Consider the following 18,815-nt stretch of genomic DNA (forward strand, 5'->3'; position numbering starts at 1 on the left):
CCAACAATGAATGCGCCTTTCGCCCCGCAACGCCAGACCCGTGACTACCAGGCAGCCGATGCCGCGCACCACATCCATGCCTTCCTCGACCAGAAGGCGCTGAACGCCGAAGGGCCACGAGTGATCGTCGGTGGCGAACGCCTGCACCTGTGGGACAGCGAGGGCAAGCGCTACCTGGACGGCATGTCCGGCCTGTGGTGCACCCAGCTCGGCTACGGCCGCCGCGACCTGACAGCCGCAGCTGCCACGCAGATGGACCAGTTGGCCTACTACAACATGTTCTTCCACACCACCCACCCGGCGGTGATCGAACTGTCCGAGCTGCTGTTCAGCCTGTTGCCGGGGCACTACAGCCACGCGATCTACACCAACTCCGGCTCCGAGGCCAACGAGGTGCTGATCCGTACCGTGCGCCGCTACTGGCAGGTGGTCGGCCAGCCGGACAAGAAGATCATGATCGGCCGCTGGAACGGTTACCACGGCTCCACCCTGGCCGCCACGGCGCTGGGTGGCATGAAGTTCATGCACGAAATGGGCGGGTTGATCCCGGATGTGGCGCACATCGACGAACCATACTGGTACGCCGAGGGCGGCGAGCTGACCCCGGCCGAGTTCGGCCGCCGCTGCGCCCTGCAGCTGGAGGAGAAGATCCTCGAACTGGGGGCCGAGAACGTCGCCGGCTTTATCGCCGAGCCGTTCCAGGGCGCGGGCGGCATGATCTTCCCGCCGGAAAGCTACTGGCCCGAGATCCAGCGCATCTGCCGCCAGTACGACGTGCTGCTGTGCGCCGATGAAGTGATCGGCGGCTTTGGCCGCACTGGCGAATGGTTCGCCCACGAGTACTTCGGCTTCGAGCCCGACACCCTGTCCATCGCCAAGGGCCTGACCAGCGGCTACGTGCCCATGGGTGGCCTGGTGCTGAGCAAGCGCATTGCCGAGGCGCTGGTGGAGCGGGGCGGGGTGTTCGCCCACGGCCTGACCTATTCCGGCCACCCGGTGGCGGCGGCGGTGGCCATCGCCAACCTGAAGGCGCTGCGTGACGAAGGCATCGTGCGCCAGGTGAAGGAAGACACCGGGCCGTACCTGCAACGCATCCTGCGCGAGGTGTTCGCCGACCACCCGTTGATCGGCCAGGTGCAGGGTGCCGGGTTGGTGGCGGCGCTGCAGTTCGCCGAGCACAAGCCGACGCGCAAGCGCTTTGCCAACGAGAACGACCTGGCCTGGCAGTGCCGCACCTTCGGTTTCGAGGAAGGGGTGATCATTCGCTCCACCCTGGGCCGGATGATCATGGCGCCGGCACTGATCGCCAACCACAGCGAGCTGGATGAGCTGGTAGAGAAGACCCGCATTGCCGTGGACCGCACGGCGCGCCTGGTCGGCAAGCTCTAAAAACCTGTGAGCGCTCCGCAGCCCCTGTGGGAGCGGGTTCACCCGCGAAGAATGCGACGCTGTGCATCGCACCGGCTTCGCCGGTGTTCGCGGCGGTTCGACGCCTCGATGAACCCGCTCCCCCAGCGCTGTATCGACACTGCACCTTACGAGCAACAGAGAGACCGCCACGACGGTCGCCTGGAGTACAAATGTACACCCTCGAATTCTGGCAACAACGTGCCTCGGACCTCTACCTCCCGGCCAATGCACTGATCGACGGCAAGCCCGTCAACGCACAGGACGGCGCCACCTTCGCCGCCATCAACCCCGCCACCAACAAGGTATTGGCCCAGGTCACCGCCTGCGGTCAGGCCGAGGTCGACCTGGCCGTCGCCAGCGCCCGCAGGGCTTTCGAGCAAGGCCCATGGCCGCGCATGGCCCCGGGTGAGCGCAAGAAAGTGCTGCTGCGCCTGGCCGAGCTGATCCTGGCCCATCGCGAAGAACTGGCTCTGCTCGACTCGCTGAACATGGGCAAGCCGGTCATGGACGCCTACAACATCGACGTGCCGGGCTCGGCGCAGGTGTTCGCCTGGTACGGTGAGGCGCTGGACAAGCTGTACGACCAGGTGGCACCCACCGCGCCCAATGCGTTGGCCACCATCACCCGCGAAGCCCTCGGCGTGGTCGCCGCCGTGGTGCCGTGGAACTTCCCGCTCGACATGGCCGCCTGGAAGCTCGCCCCGGCGCTGGCTGCCGGCAACAGCGTGGTGCTCAAGCCCGCCGAGCAATCACCGTTCTCGGCGCTGCGCCTGGCCCAGCTGGCGCTGCAGGCCGGTGTGCCGGAAGGTGTGCTGAACGTGGTGCCGGGCCTGGGCGAGCAGGCTGGGCAGGCACTGGGCCTGCACCCGGACGTGGACTGCCTGGTGTTCACCGGCTCCACCCAGGTGGGCAAGTACTTCATGCAGTATTCGGCCCAGTCCAACCTCAAGCAGGTATGGCTGGAGTGCGGCGGCAAGAGCCCCAACCTGGTGTTCGAAAACTGCCAGGACCTGGACCTGGCTGCGGAAAAGGCGGCATTCGGCATCTTCTTCAACCAGGGCGAAGTGTGCTCGGCCAACTCGCGGCTGTACGTGCAGCGCTCCATCCATGACGAGTTCATCGAGCGCCTGCAGGCCAAGGCCCGCCAGTGGCTGCCAGGCAACCCGCTGGACCCGGCGAGCCGTGCCGGTGCAATTGTCGATGCCGGTCAGGCTGGCCGGATCCAAGCCGCCATCGCCCGCGCCGGGCAGGATGGTGCGCGGTTGGTGTGCGGTGGTCGGCGGCTGACTATCGATGGTTCGGACAATTATATCGAGCCGACCATTTTTGCCGGTGTCGATGGCCGTATGAGCCTGGCGCGGGAAGAGGTATTCGGGCCGGTGCTGGCGGTCAGTGCCTTCGACAGTGAAGAGCAGGCCGTGCGCCTGGCCAACGACAGCATCTATGGGCTGGCGGCGTCGGTGTGGAGCGATGACTTCAACCAGGTGCACCGCGTGGCACGGGCGTTGAAGGCCGGCACCGTGTCGGTGAACACGGTCGATGCGCTGGATGTGACGGTGCCGTTCGGCGGTGGCAGGCAGTCCGGGTTTGGCCGCGACCTGTCGCTGCACTCGTTCGACAAGTATTCACAGCTCAAGACCACCTGGTACCAGTTGCGCGCCTGATACATCCGATCTTGCACCGCGTCGCCTGTTTCGCGGGCTCGCCCGCTTGTATGGTTAGACTTGAAGGGGTGGTGGGACTAAATGCCCGATTCTGACTGTTCACAGCAGTACAGACCGTGGGAGACATCGCCCCACCCCTTCCACCAAAGCGCCGATAAAGAATGCATCGTTTGCAAGCGACGATAGAAACAAGCCAGCGCCTCTTGGTGAAACCCCTTCAAGCCGAAAAACCATAACGTGAGGAGCGGCCCATGGCAATGCAGGTAGGTAAGTTGATCGTGGGTGCGGATGTCGCGAAAGCTGAGCTGGTTATCCACCACGATGATCGCGACGAGATCATCAGGCTCAAAAACTCCAAACTCGAGATCAGAAGGTGGCTCAAGCAACAACCCCTCAACACCGCTATCGCTGTTGAGGCGACCAACGTCTATCACTTGGACCTGGTTGAATTGGCCCACAGCCTAGGCTTCGAGGTCTATGTCATCGATGGTTTTCAATTGAGCAACTACCGGAAGAGTGTTGGGGGACGGGTTAAAACCGACCCCTCCGATGCTCGGTTGCTGTCCCGTTTTTTAAAAAATGAAGGCGAGGACCTTCGCCCTTGGAGCCCGCCTCCCGCTGTCTACGGCAAGCTTCAGAGCCTCTTGCGACGCAGAGCCGCCTTGGTGACTGCTCGTACTGCAATGACTCAGAGCTGGGCTAACGAAAGCCTTTTGAAAGCCGCCTTCGAAACTTTTGTGAAGTCGATAGATCGGCTGGATCAGTTGATTCAAAAGAAGATTAAAGAAGTACTGCGAGACGCTGGGCTGCAGGAACAAGTCGCTCGCTGCCAGGCAGTAGAGGGCATTGGTTTTCTCACCGCCGCAGCATTGGTGATGGCTTTTACAAGGGGCGAGTTCAAAAGCAGTGACTCGTACATTGCATTCCTAGGAATGGATTTACGAGTCAGTGATTCCGGACAGAAGAATGGGCGACGTCGCCTCACCAAGCGAGGTTGTTCAGAAATTCGTCGCTTATTGCACAACGCTGCGATGGCGGCCAGCAGATCGGCAGCCTGGAAAGGGCTTTACGAACAGCATCGGAGCAGTGGTAAAGCAACAACCCAAGCGTTGGTAATCCTGGCAAGAAAGCTCGCGCGGGTGGCATTCGCCCTGATGAAAAATCAGGACGAATACGTCACTAAAGGCGCGAAACTGGCTTGCTGAAAACCATAGAATCTCCCACAGGTACTGCACTGGCTCCGGTGCTGCGCGGTCCCTGTGGGAGCGGGCAAGCCCGCGAAGCAGGCGACGCGGTACCCGGATCATTCATGGCGTTCCGTTAATTTTCCTTGCCAACCCGGCAGAAAGCTCGGGTCCGCTCTACACTGCTGCCAAGATGGGGCAGGGCTATGTGCCGCCACGCCCCCCGTCTCGCTGCCTGCGAATGGCTTCTGCCTGCATGATCGTCCTGGCTGCCCCGTCAAACCGCCATACATGGAGTACCTGAGATGGGCTGCGTGTCGAATGGTCGTGCTGCTGGCAACGCCGGACGTGGCATTTCACTGCAGTGGCTGGTGGCACTCGCCATCGTGCTGGGCATGTTGCTGCTCGGCGCCGCCCTGGCCTGGCAGGGCTATCACGGCATTCGCCAGACCCTGGTGGCAGCAGCAGGTGACTCCGCCCAGCAAATTGGCAAGACCATCGACGAGCGCGCCCGGCGCCTGATCGACCCCGTGCACAGCAGCATCCGCCTGCTCGCCCACAACCCGGCCGCGCAAACCCCGGCTCAGCGCCTGGAGCGCTTGCCGCAACTGGTCGAGACGCTGGACGCCAACCGCATGCTAAGTGCTGCCTACATCGGTTATCCCAGTGGTGAGTTCCTGCTGGTGCGCCGCTTGCGCGACCCGCAGATGCTGCAGCGTTTCGCCGCACCGCCGGGCACGGCATTTCTGGTTCAAAGCGTCAGTCGTGAGGGCGGGGCGGTGCAGGGTGAATGGCGGTTCTACGACCGCTCGCTGAACCTGCTGCAGGCCCAGGCCAAGCCTGAATACCGCTACGATCCGCGCACGCGCCCATGGTTTGTCGAAGCCAGTGCCCAGCCCACCACCGTGCTGACCCACCCCTATGTGTTCTTCACCACCCGCGAGATCGGCCTGACCATGGCCCAGCGCAGCCTCGACGGCGGGGCGGTGATCGGCATGGACGTTTCGGTCGACGACCTGGCCAGTGAGACTCAGGGCCTGCGCATGACCCCCGGCACCGAGATCGTCGTGATCGACGACCAGGGCAGCGTGGTGGCCTACCCGGACCTGCAGCGGGTAATCGTGCACGAAGGGCAGGCCGTGCGCTTGTCGCGCATCGCCGAACTGGGCATTCCCAGCCTGGAGCACCTTTACGCCGACCTGCCGCAAGGCACCCGGCCGCAGCCTTATCAGGTGGACGGGCAGACCTGGTATGGCATGCGTGTGCAACTGACCAACCTGGCCGGGCAGGACCTGCAGGTGCTGATTGCCGTGCCAGGCCATGAGTTGCTGGCCGGTGCACGCAAGGTACTGCTCGAACAGTTGCTCTGGACCGCTGCCCTGATTAGCGTGCTGCTGGTGCTGGGTGGTGTGCTTGGCCGGCGTATCGGCCGCCCGTTGCGGTTGCTGGCTGAACAGGTACAAGGCCTGGCCGGCTTTGATTTCAGCCGCGAAGTCGGGGTGCGCTCGCGGGTATCCGAAGTGCGCGAGCTGAGCCGCGTGCTTAGCCGCATGTCCGGCACCATCCGCAGCTTTCAGGCGATTACCCTCACACTCAGCAGCGAGCGCGACCTGGAACGCATGCTCGACGGTGTGTTGACCCATCTGGTGGAAGCCGCCGGGGGCAGTGCCGGCGTGGTTTACCTGTTCGATGCCGAACACGCCTTGCTGCGCCTGGCCGCTGCCTGCCATGGCGAGCAGTACCCTGGCGAGCTGGCCGTGGATGAAACTGCCCAGCAGCACCTGGCCACGGCAGTGAGCCAGGCCCTCGGCCTGCATGAGGGCACCCTGGCCTTGGTGCTGAATGACCGCAGCCAGGCGCTGCTGGGCATATTGATCCTGCAACTGGGCGATGGACATGTACACGAGCAGGCAGGCCAGCCGTTGCGCAGCTTTGTCGCGGAACTGTCCGGGGTGGCGGCGGTGGCGATCGAGACGCGCCAGCTGGCCGAAGCCCAGCAACGCCTGCTGGATGCCATGATCAAGTTGCTGGCCGATGCCATCGATGCCAAGAGCCCCTATACCGGTGGCCATTGCGAGCGGGTGCCACAACTGGCGCAGATGCTGCTGGACCAGGCGGTGGCGGCTGAAACCGGCCCGTACGCCAGTTTCAACATGACCGCGGCTGAACGCTACGAATTCCACGTCGCGGCCTGGCTGCACGACTGTGGCAAGGTCACCAGCCCCGAGTATGTGGTGGACAAGGCGACCAAGCTGGAAACCTTGTACAACCGTATCCACGAGGTACGCATGCGTTTCGAGGTACTCTGGCGGGATGCCGAGCTGGCCTATTGGCAAGGCCTGGCCAGCGGTGGCGACCAGCAGGCGCTGCAAGCCACCCTGGTGCGCAGCCAGGCGCAGCTGCAGGACGACTTCGCCTTCGTCGCCCAGGCCAACATCGGCGGCGAGTTCATGCAGGACGCCGACATCGAGCGCCTGCAGCAGATTGGCCAGCGCCTTTGGCAGCGCCATTTCGACAACCGCCTGGGCATCTCCCGTGATGAGCTGGAGCGCTTTGCCGACGTGCCTCCACCTGCGCTACCGGTTGACGAGCCACTGCTGGCCGACCGCCCCGAGCATTGCGTACCCTGGGGCCCCCGCAAGCCGCCGGTGGCCAAGGACGACCCGCGCAACCGCTGGGGCTTCGACATGCGCCTGCCGGCCTGTGCCAGCAATTACGGCGAGCTGTACAACCTGGCGATCCGCCGCGGCACGCTGAATGACGAGGAACGCTTCAAGATCAACGAACACATCGTGCAGACCATCATCATGCTCAGTTCCTTGCCGTTCCCTCGCCAGCTCAAGCGGGTTCCGGACATCGCTGGCAACCACCACGAGAAAATGGACGGCAGCGGCTACCCGCGCAGGCTGGGCAAGCAGGACCTGGGCATTGCCGAGCGGGTGATGGCCATTGCCGACATCTTCGAGGCGCTTACCGCGGCCGACCGGCCCTACAAGGCGCCGAAGACCTTGTCCGAGTCGGTGAAGATCCTGGTGGGCATGGCCCGCGGCGGGCACATCGACGGCCAGTTGCTGGAGCTGTTCCTCAGCAGTGGGGTGTACCGCCAGTATGCCGAGCGGTTCCTGCGTGCCGAGCAGATCGACGAGGTGGACGTGGCGTACTGGCTGGGGCAGATGCGTTGCCCGGCTTGAGCGAAAAATCAGACTCAGCCCCTTCCTTGTAGGCCAATGGGCCCAGCACTTTGCAGTAAGGCTTTATTGAAGTGTCGCCAGGGCTGGCCTCTTCGCGGGTAAACCCGCTCCTACAGGATCCTGTAGGAGCGGGTTCACCCGCGAAAGGGCCGGCTCAGGCACTCGAGATGTTTCAGCACTCCCACAGGGCACAGCCATCAGTGACCCGCTCACCTCATTCATACCCCTGCGCCCCGGCAATATGCCGCCCGGCCACATAGCCAAAGGTCAGCGCCGGGCCCAGGTTGATACCACCCGACGGATACCAGCCGCCAAACACGCTGGCCATGTCGGTACCCGCCGCATACAGGCCAGCAATCGGCTGCCCAGCTTCATCCAGCACCCGGGCATTCCCGTCGGTGCGCAGCCCGGCAAAGGTGCCAAAGCAGCCGGGCTGCACCTTCACTGCATAGAACGGACCATGTTCGATAGGCGCCACGCAAGGGTTTGGCCCCTTGTGCTGCGGGTCACCCTGCTTGCGGTTGAACGGTGTGGAACCTCGGCCGAACGCCGGGTCCTGACCGTTGCGGGCATGGTTGTTGAAGTCGCTGACCGTGGCGCGCAACCCTACCGGGTCGATGCCGCAGGCCTGGGCCAACTGCTCGAGGGTGGCAGCCCGCTTGAGATAGCCGCTACGCACGTGCGGCCACACCGGCAGTGGCGCCGGGCGGGCGTGGCCCAGGCCGTAGCGGCGCAGGAAACGGTGGTCGCAGACCAGCCACGAACACACCTCTTCGCCCTGCGGCACCGCCGCGATCATCGCTGACACGTAGTCGTAGTAGCCATGCGCTTCGTTGACGAAACGCTTGCCGTTGACCAGCACGCCGATGATGCCCGGTTTGCCTCGTTCGATGATGTGCGGGAAATGGCCGACGCTGCCGTCGCGGTGCGGCACTCGCGAAACCGGCGCCCAGGCCACCGGCGACTTCAGGTCGGTAGCGACCACACCGCCGGCCGACTCGCCCAGGCGCAGGCCGTCACCCGAACAACCCTTGGGGGGCAGGGCCAGGTTGTCATGGCCACTGGCATCGCGCGGGAACAGTTGCTGGCGGCGGGCGTTGTCGTTGGGGAAGCCACCCGCCGCAAGCACCACGGCCTTGGCACGGATCAGTTGCTCGCCCAGCGGTGTAGCCACCAGCGCGCCCCGCACCTGGCCATCCTCGACCAGCAGGCGTTTGGCCGGCGCCGATTCCTGCAGGCGCACGCCCAGGTCTTGTGCCGACCTGGCCAGGCGGGCCACCAGCGCCACGCCGTTGACCAGGTGCATCGCCCGGCCATACCGGGCCAGGTGGTACAGGTGGCGGCCAAAGCGTTTGCACACGTGCAGCAAGGCCTTGGGCGAGCGGGTCATGTTGAGGAACGCGGCAAGGTCGGCACCCGCCATTATCGGCATGCCCATGAACGAGGTTTCGCGCATGGTCTTGCGCAGGCGTGGCAGCAGCGCACCCACCTCGCGGGCGTCATAGGGCGCGGCAATCACCTGGTGCCCGCCCTGGGCCGCGCCCGGCGTGTCGCCATGCATGTCGGGGATGCCGTTGCCGTCGGCAAACTGCAGCGCCGTGTGCTTTTCGAAAAACGCCACCATGTGCGGGCAGGCTTCGAGGAAGGCGTCGACGCGTTCGGCGTTGTAATACGCCCCCAGTTCATTGCGCAGGTAGGTACGCGGCTGCTCGATGTCTTCCTCGATGCCGGCCCGGCGTGCCAGCGGGTTGCGCGGCACCCAGGCCCAACCACCGGACCAGGCGGTGGCGCCGCCGAACACTGGCTCCTTCTCCACCACGATCACCTTCTGCCCATGCCAGGCCGCCGTCACGGCCGCAGCCAGCCCGGCGGCACCAGAACCTATGACCAGTACATCGCATTCGGTTTCGTAGGGAGCGGAAGGCATTGCGGGATTCCTGTATTGTTATTGGAACAAGGTTCCACATTCTTGTTGGCAGCGAATCGGCCCGCAAGGGTATGGCGGCCCTTCCGGGCAAGTAATGGGCGATAACCGGACAGTTCGTGCAGCCCTTGCTGCGGCGGCTATCGGCGGTGTGGAATCATCTTCTAGAATTCGCAGAAATTTCAGGGACCTGTGTCATGGCTGGTAGTCAGATCGAACGCGCCTTCAGTCTTGTAGAAAGCCTTACCGGTGAGCCGCAAGGGCTGCCGTTGCAAACCCTGGCCGAGCGCCTGGATATCCCCAAGAGCGCCACCCATCGCATGCTCACCGAACTGGTGCGGCTGGGCTATGTGCGGCAGAACCGGGATAACAGCCGCTACCAGCTGTCGGCCAAGCTGGTGGCGCTGGGCTTCCGCTACCTGGCCAGCAGCGGTGCCGACATCATTCAGCCGATTCTCGACCGCCTGGCCCAGGACAGCGGCGAACTGGTGCGTCTGGGCGTGATCGACGGCGCCCGCCAGACCTGGATCGCCAAGTCCCAGGGTGCCCGCTCCGGGCTGCGCTATGACCCGGACATGGGCCGCGACGCGCCGCTGTTCTACACCGCGTCCGGGCATGCCTGGCTGGCCAGCCTGGACGATGAGCAGGCGCTGCAGATGGTGTTGCGCCAGGGTATTGCCGACCCGGCGCAGTTCGGCCCGAATGCGCCGCGCTCCACCGACGAGTTGCTCAGCTACCTGCGCCGCGCTCGCGAGCGCGGTTATGCCTGGGTCGAGGAAACCTCGGCCATTGGCACCTCGGCCCTGGCTGCGGTGGTGCGCCGCCCGCAAAGTGACGAGGTGATCGGTGTGCTGAGCATTGCCGGGCCCAGTGCGCGCCTGGCGCAAAGCCGCCTGGCAGAACTGGCGCCGCTGTTGCTGGCGGCGGCAGAGGAACTGTCGGCGGCCAGCCGGGCCAGTGAGTTGTTCGCCTGAAGGTGCATTTCCGGTCGATTACCGCACACTCTGTTCTGCGGCTTCTTCTTAAAAGCTGAACCGGGTTCTAAATTGTCGAATGTGGATTGTGGAATCATATTCCGGAATCCGCATGACAACAATGACAAGAGGACAGGCTGTTGAACGCACCCCTTCGTATTGCCTTGATCGGCGCCGGCAGCATGGGCCGCCAGCATTACCAGCATTTGCTGAATGTGCCGCAGGCCCAGCTGTGCGCTGTGGCCGACCCGGGCCCGCAGGCCGAGGCCTTTGCCGCCGAATGCGGCGTGCCCTGTTTTGCCGACCACCGCCAGATGCTGGAGCACGCGCGCCCCGAGGCAGTGATCGTCGCCAACCCGAACAACCTGCATGTCGCCACCGCCCTGGACTGCGTCGAGGCCGGTGTACCGGTGCTGGTCGAAAAACCGGTGGGCGTGCACCTGGATGAAGTCCGCGCGCTGGTGGAAGCCTCGCGCCGCCACGATGTTCCGGTGCTGGTCGGCCATCATCGCCGGCACAACCCGCTGATCGCCAAGGCTCACCAGGTGATTGCCGACGGCAAGCTGGGTCGACTGATCAACGTCACCGCGCTGTGGCAGTTGCAAAAGCCCGACAGCTATTTCGACACCCCCTGGCGCCGCGAGCCGGGCGCTGGCTTCCTGCTGACCAACCTGATCCATGACCTCGACCTGCTGCGCCACCTGTGCGGCGAGGTGGTACAGGTGCAGGCATTCACCCGCAACGATGTGCGCGGTTTTGCCAACGAGGACAGCGCCGCGGTGCTACTGCAGTTCGCCAATGGAGCATTGGGCAGCCTGACTGGCTCCGACGCGGTGGCCGCGCCGTGGAGCTGGGAGCTGGACTCCGGCGAAAGCCCGGTCTACCCGCGCCAGGATGGCCAACCGTGCTACCTGCTGGCCGGCACCCAGGGGGCCCTGAGCATTCCGCAACTCAAGCGCTGGCACTACGCCGAGGCCGGGGCGGGCTGGCACACGCCGTTGTTGCAGAGCGAGGAAAGCATCCCCGCCGGCGAGGCATTGACCTTGCAGTTGCAACACTTCGTGCAGGTTGCCCGGGGTGAGCAGGCGCCGCTGATCGATGCCGCCGATGGTGGCCGTACCCTGGCGCTGATCGAGGCGATCCGCCAGGCCGCGGAAACTGGCCGGGCCTGTGCGCCCGAGCACATTGCTTGACTTGTCTGGTGACCATAATGACTGAACGAATTTTCTCCCTGGCGGCCCTGACGGTACTCGAGCTGTCCCCGCCGGACATGGTCGAGGCAGCAGCCCGCGCCGGTTACAGCCACGTTGGCCTGCGCCTGGTGCCCGCCACCGAGCAGGAGCAGCATTTCCCGCTGGTGGCCGATGCCGGCCTGCGCCGGCAGACCCAGGCGCGCCTGCGCGACACGGGCATCAAGGTGCTCGACCTGGAGATCCTGAGGCTGAAGCCGGAAACCTGTGTCGCCGATTTCGAGCCGATCCTGGCGGTGGGCGCCGAGCTGGGCGGCACGGAGCTGCTGGTGGCTGGCAACGACCCGGATGAAGCGCGGCTGACCGAGCGCTTTGCTGCGTTGTGTGACCTGGCGGTGGGGTATGGCATCCATCCGCATCTGGAGTTCATGCCCTGGACTGATGTGCGTGACCTGCGCCAGGCCATGCGGGTGGTGGCCAACGCCGACCGTGCCAATAGCTGTGTGCTGGTGGATGCCTTCCACTTCAACCGCTCCGGTTCTTCGCTGGACGATCTGGCGCAACTGGCACCGCAGCGCATGCGCTATGCCCAGCTGTGCGACGTTGCCGGCCCGGTGCCGGCCGAGATGGACGAGATCCTGCGCCAGGCACGCAACGAGCGGCGCTTCCCGGGGGAGGGCGATGCCGATCTGGTCGGCCTGCTGCGCGGTTTGCCGCCAAGTGTGCCGTTGAGCCTGGAGATCCCCACACGGCAGTTGCTGGAACAGGGCATGAGCGGCGAACAGCGTGCGCGCATGGCGCTGGAGAAGGCCATGGCAGTGTTGGCCAGAGTCTGATTGATAGCGCGCGGCGCATGGCACGGGCTATCGCCCGTGTTCGCGGGCACGCCCGCTCCCACAGGTACAGCGCATGGCTTGAGCCCTGTGGAGCCCTTGTGGGAGCGGCTTTAGCCGCGAACACCGGCGCAGCCGGTGCCAGGCACCGCGTTGGATTCTTCGCGGCTGAAGCCGCTCCCACAGGTACAGCGCATGTCTTGACTCAGGCGCGACCCCACACAGTGCGTTCATCGGATTGATCAAAAAAAGGGCCCGCAAGGGCCCCGGAGAGGAAAATGGTCAGCGCGTTCAGGCGCTCTCGATCTTGCGCGGCGCCATGAAGTACATCCACACCAGCGCCAGGAAGTACATCGCCGGGATCATGGTGAACAACACGGCATAGTTGTTATTGGTAGCGGTCAGCACGCTACCGACGATCTGCGTCATGAACATCCCGCCAATCGCCGCGCACATGCTGCCGAAACCGAACACCGTGCTCACCAGGTGCTTGGGCGTGTAGTCCATCACCAGGCTCCAGATATTCGCCGTCCATGCCTGATGCGCGCCCACCGCCAGCGAGATGGCCGCCACCGCGACCCACAGGCCACTGGCGTTGGCGGCAAAGGTGACGCTGACCATGGTGCAGGCGAAGATCAGCATCGACACCAGCCGCGCGGTGGTCGCGCGCACGCCACGGCCGATCAGCCAGGAAGACAGGATGCCGCCGCCGATGCTGCCGAAGTCCGCCGTCAGCCAGATGATGATCAGCGGGATGCCCATCTGGGTCACGTTGATGCCCAGGCTGTATTGCTGGTTGAGGAACGGTGGCAGCCAGTACAGGTAGAACCAGAACACCGGTGCGGTAATCGCGTAGGCCACCGCGAAGGCCCAGGTGCCACGCAGGCGCAGGATACGGCTGAACGGCACGCGGGTTGGCTCGGGCTCGTCATCCTGCTGGATGTACTCCACCTCGCTCTGGCGCACGCGCGGGTGATCTTCAGGGTTGTAGTACTTCAACACCCACAGCACCACCCACACCAGGCCCAGGCTGCCCATGGCGATGAACGCGGCCTGCCAGCCCCACACGGCCAGAATCATCGGCAGCAGGGCCGGTGTGACCATGGCGCCGACGTTGGTGCCGGCATTGAACAGGCCGGTGGCGATGGCCCGCTCGCCAGCCGGGAACCACAAGCGCACGGTCTTCACGCAGGCCGGGTAGTTGGCGGCCTCGGTCAGGCCGAGGATGAAGCGGCACACCATGAAGCCAGCGGCCGAGGTGGCCAGGCCGTGAGCGCCGGTGGCCAGGCTCCACAGCAGCACGGCGAAGAAGAACGCGCGCTTCACCCCGACCTTGTCGATCAGCCGGCCCTGCAGCAGGAAGCCGACCGCGTAGCCGACCTGAAACCAGAAGTTGATGTTGGCGTAGTCCATCGCCGTCCAGCTCATTTCCTTGGCCAGTACGGGCTGCATGATGCCGAGCGCGGCACGGTCGATGTAGTTCAGGGTGGTGGCGAAGAACACCAGGGCGAGCATGCCCCAACGGGTCTTGCCGACGCCGAAGGCGCCGCGAAGCTTGTCGCCGATCGAACCCTGGGGCATCCGGGGGGCGGCGGGGGTGATCTTGGAGTGGTTCATAAACTGCTCGATTCTTGAAATTGTATTCAGCTGCGGTGCTGCGAGTACGTGACCAGTTCCCAGGCAGGGGGCACGCAAGGCCGGTGCATGGTGAGCAGTGAAGGCGGCAGCGTCAATTAAAGGGAGGGGCTAGTGTTCGGTTACCGAACGGTTGCGTTGGGCCTGCGGGGGAGGCAAGGGGCAACGTGAATTCAGGTGGTCAAGGTACTCAACGCTCTACCAGCCAGATAACCGAATGTCATCCCCGGCCCCAGTGTGATACCGCCACTCGGGTAGTGCCCGCCCATCACGCTGTGCATGTCGTTGCCCACCGCATACAGCCCGGGGATCGGCCGCGCATTGCGGTCCAGTACCCGGGCCGAGGCATCCGTGCCCAGGCCGGCGAAGGTACCCAGGCTGCCCGGCAACAGTTTCACTGCGTGGAACGGCCCGTGCAGCAGTGGCCGCAGCGACGGATTGGGGGCTTGCAACGGCTCGCCCTGCGCCCGGTTGTAGGCCGATACACCGCGCTGGAAAAGTGGGTCTTCACCCCGGGTTGCATGGCGGTTGAAGCCGTCCACCGTGCGCTGCAACTGCTCGACGTCGATCCCGCAGCGCTGCGCCAGTTCCTCCAGCGTGCGACCGCTGTGCAGGTAACCGCAGCGTTGATAGTGACGGGTGGGGAAAGGGAAGGGCTTGGCCCAGCCGATACCATAGCGACGTTGCGCGGCATGGTCGCAGATCAGCCAGGCTTCCGGCGCTTCACCCTTTGGCGTGGCGGCGAACAGTGCGTTCATGAAGTCGTGGTAGCAATCGGCCTCGTTGACGAAGCGCCGGCCATCGCGGCGCACGGCGATGAAGCCGGGTTTGGCGCGATCGACCAAGTGCGGGAAATGGCCGAAACTGCCATCGCTGCGCGGCACCCGCGACACAGGTACCCAGGCACCCGCATGGGCCGTGGTCGCCTGGACCAGGCCACCGGCCTGTTCGCCCAGGTGCAGGCCGTCGCCGCTGTTTTCCCTGGGGGCTGCGGAGTAATGCCGGGTACCGTCCGGTGCATGCGGCATCAGTTGCGCGATGCGCTGGCGATCATGCGCAAAGCCACCGCAGGCCAGCACCACACCGCGGCGGGCATGGATCAGCTGGCCGTCGGCAAACTGTGCGCCGCTGACCCGGCCTTCGCCCAGCAGGCGGCTGGCCGGCTTGTCGGTCAGTAGCGTCACGCCAAGGTCCAAGGCGCTGCGCAGCAGCCGTGCCACCAGGGCGTTGCCATTGACCAGTTGCAGGCCGCGGCGGTGCAGCAGCAGATCGCGGCAATGGCGCAGCAGGCGTTTGCCCACATGCAGCGCGGCCGTGGGCGAGCGTGTGGCGTTGAAGAAGGCGGCCATGTCGGCGCCGCCGGCAATGCCCATGCCGGCCAGGCTGACGATGTCCAGCGGTGGGCGCAGCTTGTGCAGCCAGGGCCCGAGCAGGCGCCCGTCGTATGGCAGGGCGCACAGCGAACGACCACCGCGCGTGCTGCCATCGCCCTCGCGCATGTCGGGCATGCGGCTGCCGCACTGGAACTGCACGGCGGTGTGTTGCTGGAAGAACGCCACCATCTCCGGGCCATAATGCAGGAAGGCGCGCTGGCGCGGGTCCAGTTCGCTGATGTGGGTTTGCCCGCGCAGGTAGCGCTCCGGGGCATCGTCGGTCTCGACGATGCCTTCTGCAATGGCCAGCGGGTTGCGCGGTATCCACAGCCAGCCCCCCGACCAGGCACTGGTGCCGCCCAGTTGGCTGGCTTTTTCCGCGACGATCACCTGCTGGCCGTGATGGGCGGCAGTAACGGCGGCAGCCAGGCCAGAGGCACCGGAGCCGATGACGAGTACGTCACATTCGAGGGGTTGCATCGTGGGGTTCCGCTCAGGCATTGGAGGAAGGTTTTAGTTTTACTGCAGCGGCGAAAAGCCGGTGGGCCGCAGCATTCGCGACTGCAAGCGCAGCACCGCGCCCAGCTCGCGATTGCGCCTTGAGAACTCTGCCCAACGGGGGTCCGCTGCCATGGCTGCGCGGCGTGCCATGCGTTCGTCGAGGCTGGCATAGCCCCAGATATGCACCACCTGGTTGACCTCGCCGAACTCGCTGGTGAAAAAGCCGACCAGGTTACCGAGATGCTCGCTTTGCACCTCCAGCGCGTGGCTTTGGTACAGGCTCAGCCAGTCGGCCATTTTCAGTGGGTCCAGGGTGTAGGTTCTCAGTTCGTAGTACATGCTGGGGTCTCCATTTGGGTGGTTGGCGCCTGCAGGCGCGCGGCGATGTGGTTGGCAGCGAGCCAGCCGAAGGTGAGGGCGGGGCCCAAGGTGATGCCGGGGCCGGGGTAGGTGCCTTTCATCAGTGAGTTCATGTCGTTGCCCACTGCATAAAGCCCGGCAATCGGCTGGCCATCGCGGTTCAGCACGTTGGCCTGGGCGTTGGTCACCAGGCCGCGGGCTGAGCCAAGGTCGCCGGTGTGGATGCGGATGGCGTAGAACGGGCCGCTGGTCAGCGGCGCCAGGCATGGGTTGGGCGTGTGTTGCGGGTCGCCCATGTAGCGGTTGTAGCTGTTGCCGCCTTTGCCGAACGCGCGGTCGATGCCGTTGCGGGCGTCGGCGTTGAACTGCTCCAGGGTCTGCATGAATACCTGTGGGTCGACACCAATGGTCTTGGCCAGTGCCTGCGCTGTTGCGGCGCGGTGCAGGTAGCCGGCATGGATCAACGCCTGGTTGTCCACCGGCTTTGGCCGCGCGAGGCCCAGGCCGTAGCGGTTCATCGCTTCGGCATCGCAGACCAGCCAGCAGCTGGCGATGCCTTTGGCGAACATGGTCTGCACGAAGTGGTGGTAGGAATCGGACTCGTTGACGAAGCGTCGCCCGTCCGGGCCCACCGCGATCACCCCCGGCTTGGCGCGGTCGGTGACCAGGTGCGGGAAGCGCTCACGCTCGCCACTGACATGGCGCAGTTCCGAAACCGGTGCCCAGAAGAAGTTGGCCACCAGACCCTCACCCTGGGCAGCGGCCACGGCTTGGCCAAGGCGCAGGGCAGCGCCGTCATTGCTGGGCGGTGACATGGTCAGGTGCGGCGCCTGCCGGGCCGGCCGGTAGCTGTCGGCCAGCGCGCCTGCAGCGAACCCGCCCATGGCGCACACCACACCGCCCCGGGCCAGCACCCGTTCACGGCGCCCTTCGCGTTGCACCACCACGCCGGTGACCACGCCGCGTTCGACGATCAGCTCCAGGGCTTCGCTGCGCAACCACAGCTGGGTGCCATGGGCGAAGGCGCTGCTGGCCAGGCGGGCGATCAAGGCGTTGCCGGTGGTAAGGCGGGTGCCACGCGGATGATGCAGGCGGTCCCGCGCGTAACGCGCCATCAGCTTGAGGCAATGCCACAGCGACCGGGGCGAGCGGCGAATACTGAGAAAGTGCTGGATATCCACGCGGTTGACCATCATGCCGCCGAACAGCAACATGCCGGGCGGCGGCATCTGCAGGTCCTTGAAGTGCGGGCCGAGCTGCCTGCCGTCGTACTCGACCATCTCCAGCGCCCGGCCAAACTGGGTGGCACCGGGGGCGTCCGGGTAGTAGTCCGGCGAATGCGGGCGCAGGGCGTAGCGCAGTTCGGTGTTCTGCTCCAGCCAGCGCAGCGCCTGGTGGCCATGCTCGATGAAGGCGTCGACCAGCGCGGGGTCATAGCCGTCGCCGATGACCTGCCTGAGGTAGGTGCGAATGGCCTCGGGGGAATCCACCGCACCAGCGGCGCGGGCTTGATCAGTACCATAGAGCCACACCGCCCCACCGGAAATTGCCGAGGTACCGCCAAAGTGCTCGGCCTTTTCCACCACCAGCACTTTCAGCCCCCGGCGGGCGGCGGTGGCGGCAGCGGTAAGGCCCCCGGCGCCGCTGCCCAGCACGACCAGGTCAAAGTTGTGTTGCGCATGTTCATGTGTCGGCATGGCTTCAGATCTCCAGCGGCGTGACGCCCATGAAGGCGCCCAGGTGGCCGAGTTGGGCGAAGGCCATTTCCGGGCCGGTCTGGACCGCGCAGCCAACCTGGCGTGCCCGGTTCAGCAGCGGGGTGATCTCGGGCGAGGTGACCACATCGGCGACCAGGGTTTCGGGTTGCAAGGTGGCGAGCAGGGCGGCAGGCAGTGGCAGCTCCGCGCTACCGCCCATGCCGACAGGGGAGGCGTTGACCAGCAGGTCGAAGCCTTCCAGCCCGTCGACCCGGGTGGCGATTTCGACCGTGGGGAAGGCATTGCCGAGCAGCTCGCACACAGCGCCCATGCGCGCTGTGCTGGGGTCGCTGAGGGTGACGCTGGCGATGCCGGCCTCGCCCAGTGCATAGGCAATGGCACTGCCGACCCCGCCGCAACCGATTACCAACGCACGCTTGCCGGCCGGCTCGAAGCCATGTTTGCGCGCAGCACCGAGGAAGCCGGCGCCGTCCACGTTGTCGCCCAGCAGTCGCCCGTCACGCTCTCGGCGAATCACATTGACCGAGCCCAGCGCGGCTGCGCGCTCGCTCAGGCTATCGAGGCGGCCGGCCAGGGCCTGCTTGTACGGCACGGTGACCACGCAACCGCGCAGGTTCTGCCAGCCGCGCAGGGTGCCGGCGAAGGTATCCAGCGCGGTCTCCTGCAGGTCGATGGGCAGCATGGCGAGGTTGCAGTTGTTGTTGGCGAACCAGGTGTTGAAGTTTTCGGGGGACTTCACCTGGGCAATGGGCGAACCGACGATGGCGACCAGTTCAGTCGAACCACGAATCATGCTGACCTCCTTATTGGCGTTGTTATGCAGGCCAAGGGTGAGGCAAGGGGGCGTGGGCAACAATG

The 18,815-nt window shown here is 65.2% G+C and carries 13 protein-coding genes; 7 read left to right on the forward strand and 6 right to left on the reverse strand.

Annotated elements, in window-relative coordinates:
* Positions 1-6: 6 nt before the first annotated feature.
* From NY023_RS11165 to NY023_RS11180, 4 genes are all read left to right on the forward strand, one after another.
* On the forward strand, positions 7-1,389 hold the full coding sequence (locus tag NY023_RS11165) for an aspartate aminotransferase family protein (RefSeq protein WP_013972099.1): 1,383 nt from the start codon (positions 7-9) through the stop codon (positions 1,387-1,389).
* 191 nt (positions 1,390-1,580) lie between these two features.
* Complete coding sequence (locus tag NY023_RS11170) at positions 1,581-3,074, forward strand: aldehyde dehydrogenase (RefSeq protein ID WP_013972100.1); 1,494 nt, start codon at positions 1,581-1,583, stop codon at positions 3,072-3,074.
* 251 nt (positions 3,075-3,325) lie between these two features.
* Positions 3,326-4,279 carry an IS110 family transposase gene (locus NY023_RS11175; protein WP_013970314.1) on the forward strand — a complete coding sequence of 318 codons (954 nt, stop codon included), beginning with the start codon at positions 3,326-3,328 and terminating at the stop codon, positions 4,277-4,279.
* Between the two features lie 284 nt (positions 4,280-4,563).
* Entirely contained in the window at positions 4,564-7,449 is a 2,886-nt protein-coding gene (locus NY023_RS11180) for an HD domain-containing phosphohydrolase (RefSeq protein ID WP_013972101.1), read from the forward strand.
* A 214-nt stretch (positions 7,450-7,663) separates the two neighbouring features.
* Here the strand turns inward: NY023_RS11180 and NY023_RS11185 are convergent, their stop codons facing one another.
* Entirely contained in the window at positions 7,664-9,376 is a 1,713-nt protein-coding gene (locus NY023_RS11185) for an FAD-dependent oxidoreductase (protein WP_024086796.1), read from the reverse strand.
* Between the two features lie 194 nt (positions 9,377-9,570).
* Between NY023_RS11185 and NY023_RS11190 the strand changes: the two genes are divergently transcribed.
* The 3 genes from NY023_RS11190 (at position 9,571) to NY023_RS11200 (ending at position 12,373) form a co-directional block, all read left to right on the forward strand.
* Positions 9,571-10,347, forward strand: coding sequence for an IclR family transcriptional regulator (locus NY023_RS11190; protein WP_023662480.1), 777 nt, complete (start codon positions 9,571-9,573; stop codon positions 10,345-10,347).
* A gap of 140 nt (positions 10,348-10,487) precedes the next feature.
* Positions 10,488-11,540, forward strand: a complete 1,053-nt coding sequence (locus NY023_RS11195) for a Gfo/Idh/MocA family protein (protein ID WP_024086797.1) — start codon at positions 10,488-10,490, stop codon at positions 11,538-11,540.
* 17 nt (positions 11,541-11,557) lie between these two features.
* A complete protein-coding gene (locus NY023_RS11200) occupies positions 11,558-12,373 on the forward strand; it encodes a sugar phosphate isomerase/epimerase family protein (protein ID WP_013972105.1) in 816 nt (271 codons plus the stop codon).
* A gap of 288 nt (positions 12,374-12,661) precedes the next feature.
* Here NY023_RS11200 and NY023_RS11205 read toward each other — a convergent pair whose 3' ends face one another.
* The 5 genes from NY023_RS11205 to NY023_RS11225 all read right to left on the reverse strand — a co-directional run bounded on the left by NY023_RS11205 (position 12,662) and on the right by NY023_RS11225 (position 18,750).
* Positions 12,662-13,987 (reverse strand): MFS transporter, encoded by a 1,326-nt coding sequence (locus NY023_RS11205; protein ID WP_015269991.1) that lies wholly within the window; start codon positions 13,985-13,987, stop codon positions 12,662-12,664.
* Between the two features lie 191 nt (positions 13,988-14,178).
* Complete coding sequence (locus tag NY023_RS11210) at positions 14,179-15,858, reverse strand: FAD-dependent oxidoreductase (protein WP_013972107.1); 1,680 nt, start codon at positions 15,856-15,858, stop codon at positions 14,179-14,181.
* A 39-nt stretch (positions 15,859-15,897) separates the two neighbouring features.
* Positions 15,898-16,218, reverse strand: coding sequence for an NIPSNAP family protein (locus NY023_RS11215; protein WP_013972108.1), 321 nt, complete (start codon positions 16,216-16,218; stop codon positions 15,898-15,900).
* Complete coding sequence (locus NY023_RS11220) at positions 16,203-17,936, reverse strand: FAD-dependent oxidoreductase (RefSeq protein WP_013972109.1); 1,734 nt, start codon at positions 17,934-17,936, stop codon at positions 16,203-16,205. The genes NY023_RS11215 and NY023_RS11220 overlap by 16 nt, the downstream gene beginning before the upstream one ends.
* A 4-nt stretch (positions 17,937-17,940) precedes the next feature.
* Positions 17,941-18,750 carry a shikimate dehydrogenase family protein gene (locus NY023_RS11225; protein WP_044046963.1) on the reverse strand — a complete coding sequence of 270 codons (810 nt, stop codon included), beginning with the start codon at positions 18,748-18,750 and terminating at the stop codon, positions 17,941-17,943.
* Positions 18,751-18,815 lie beyond the last annotated feature (65 nt).

Origin of the sequence: Pseudomonas sp. NBB (assembly GCF_032701105.1) — a bacterium.
GTDB lineage: Bacteria > Pseudomonadota > Gammaproteobacteria > Pseudomonadales > Pseudomonadaceae > Aquipseudomonas > Aquipseudomonas asiatica.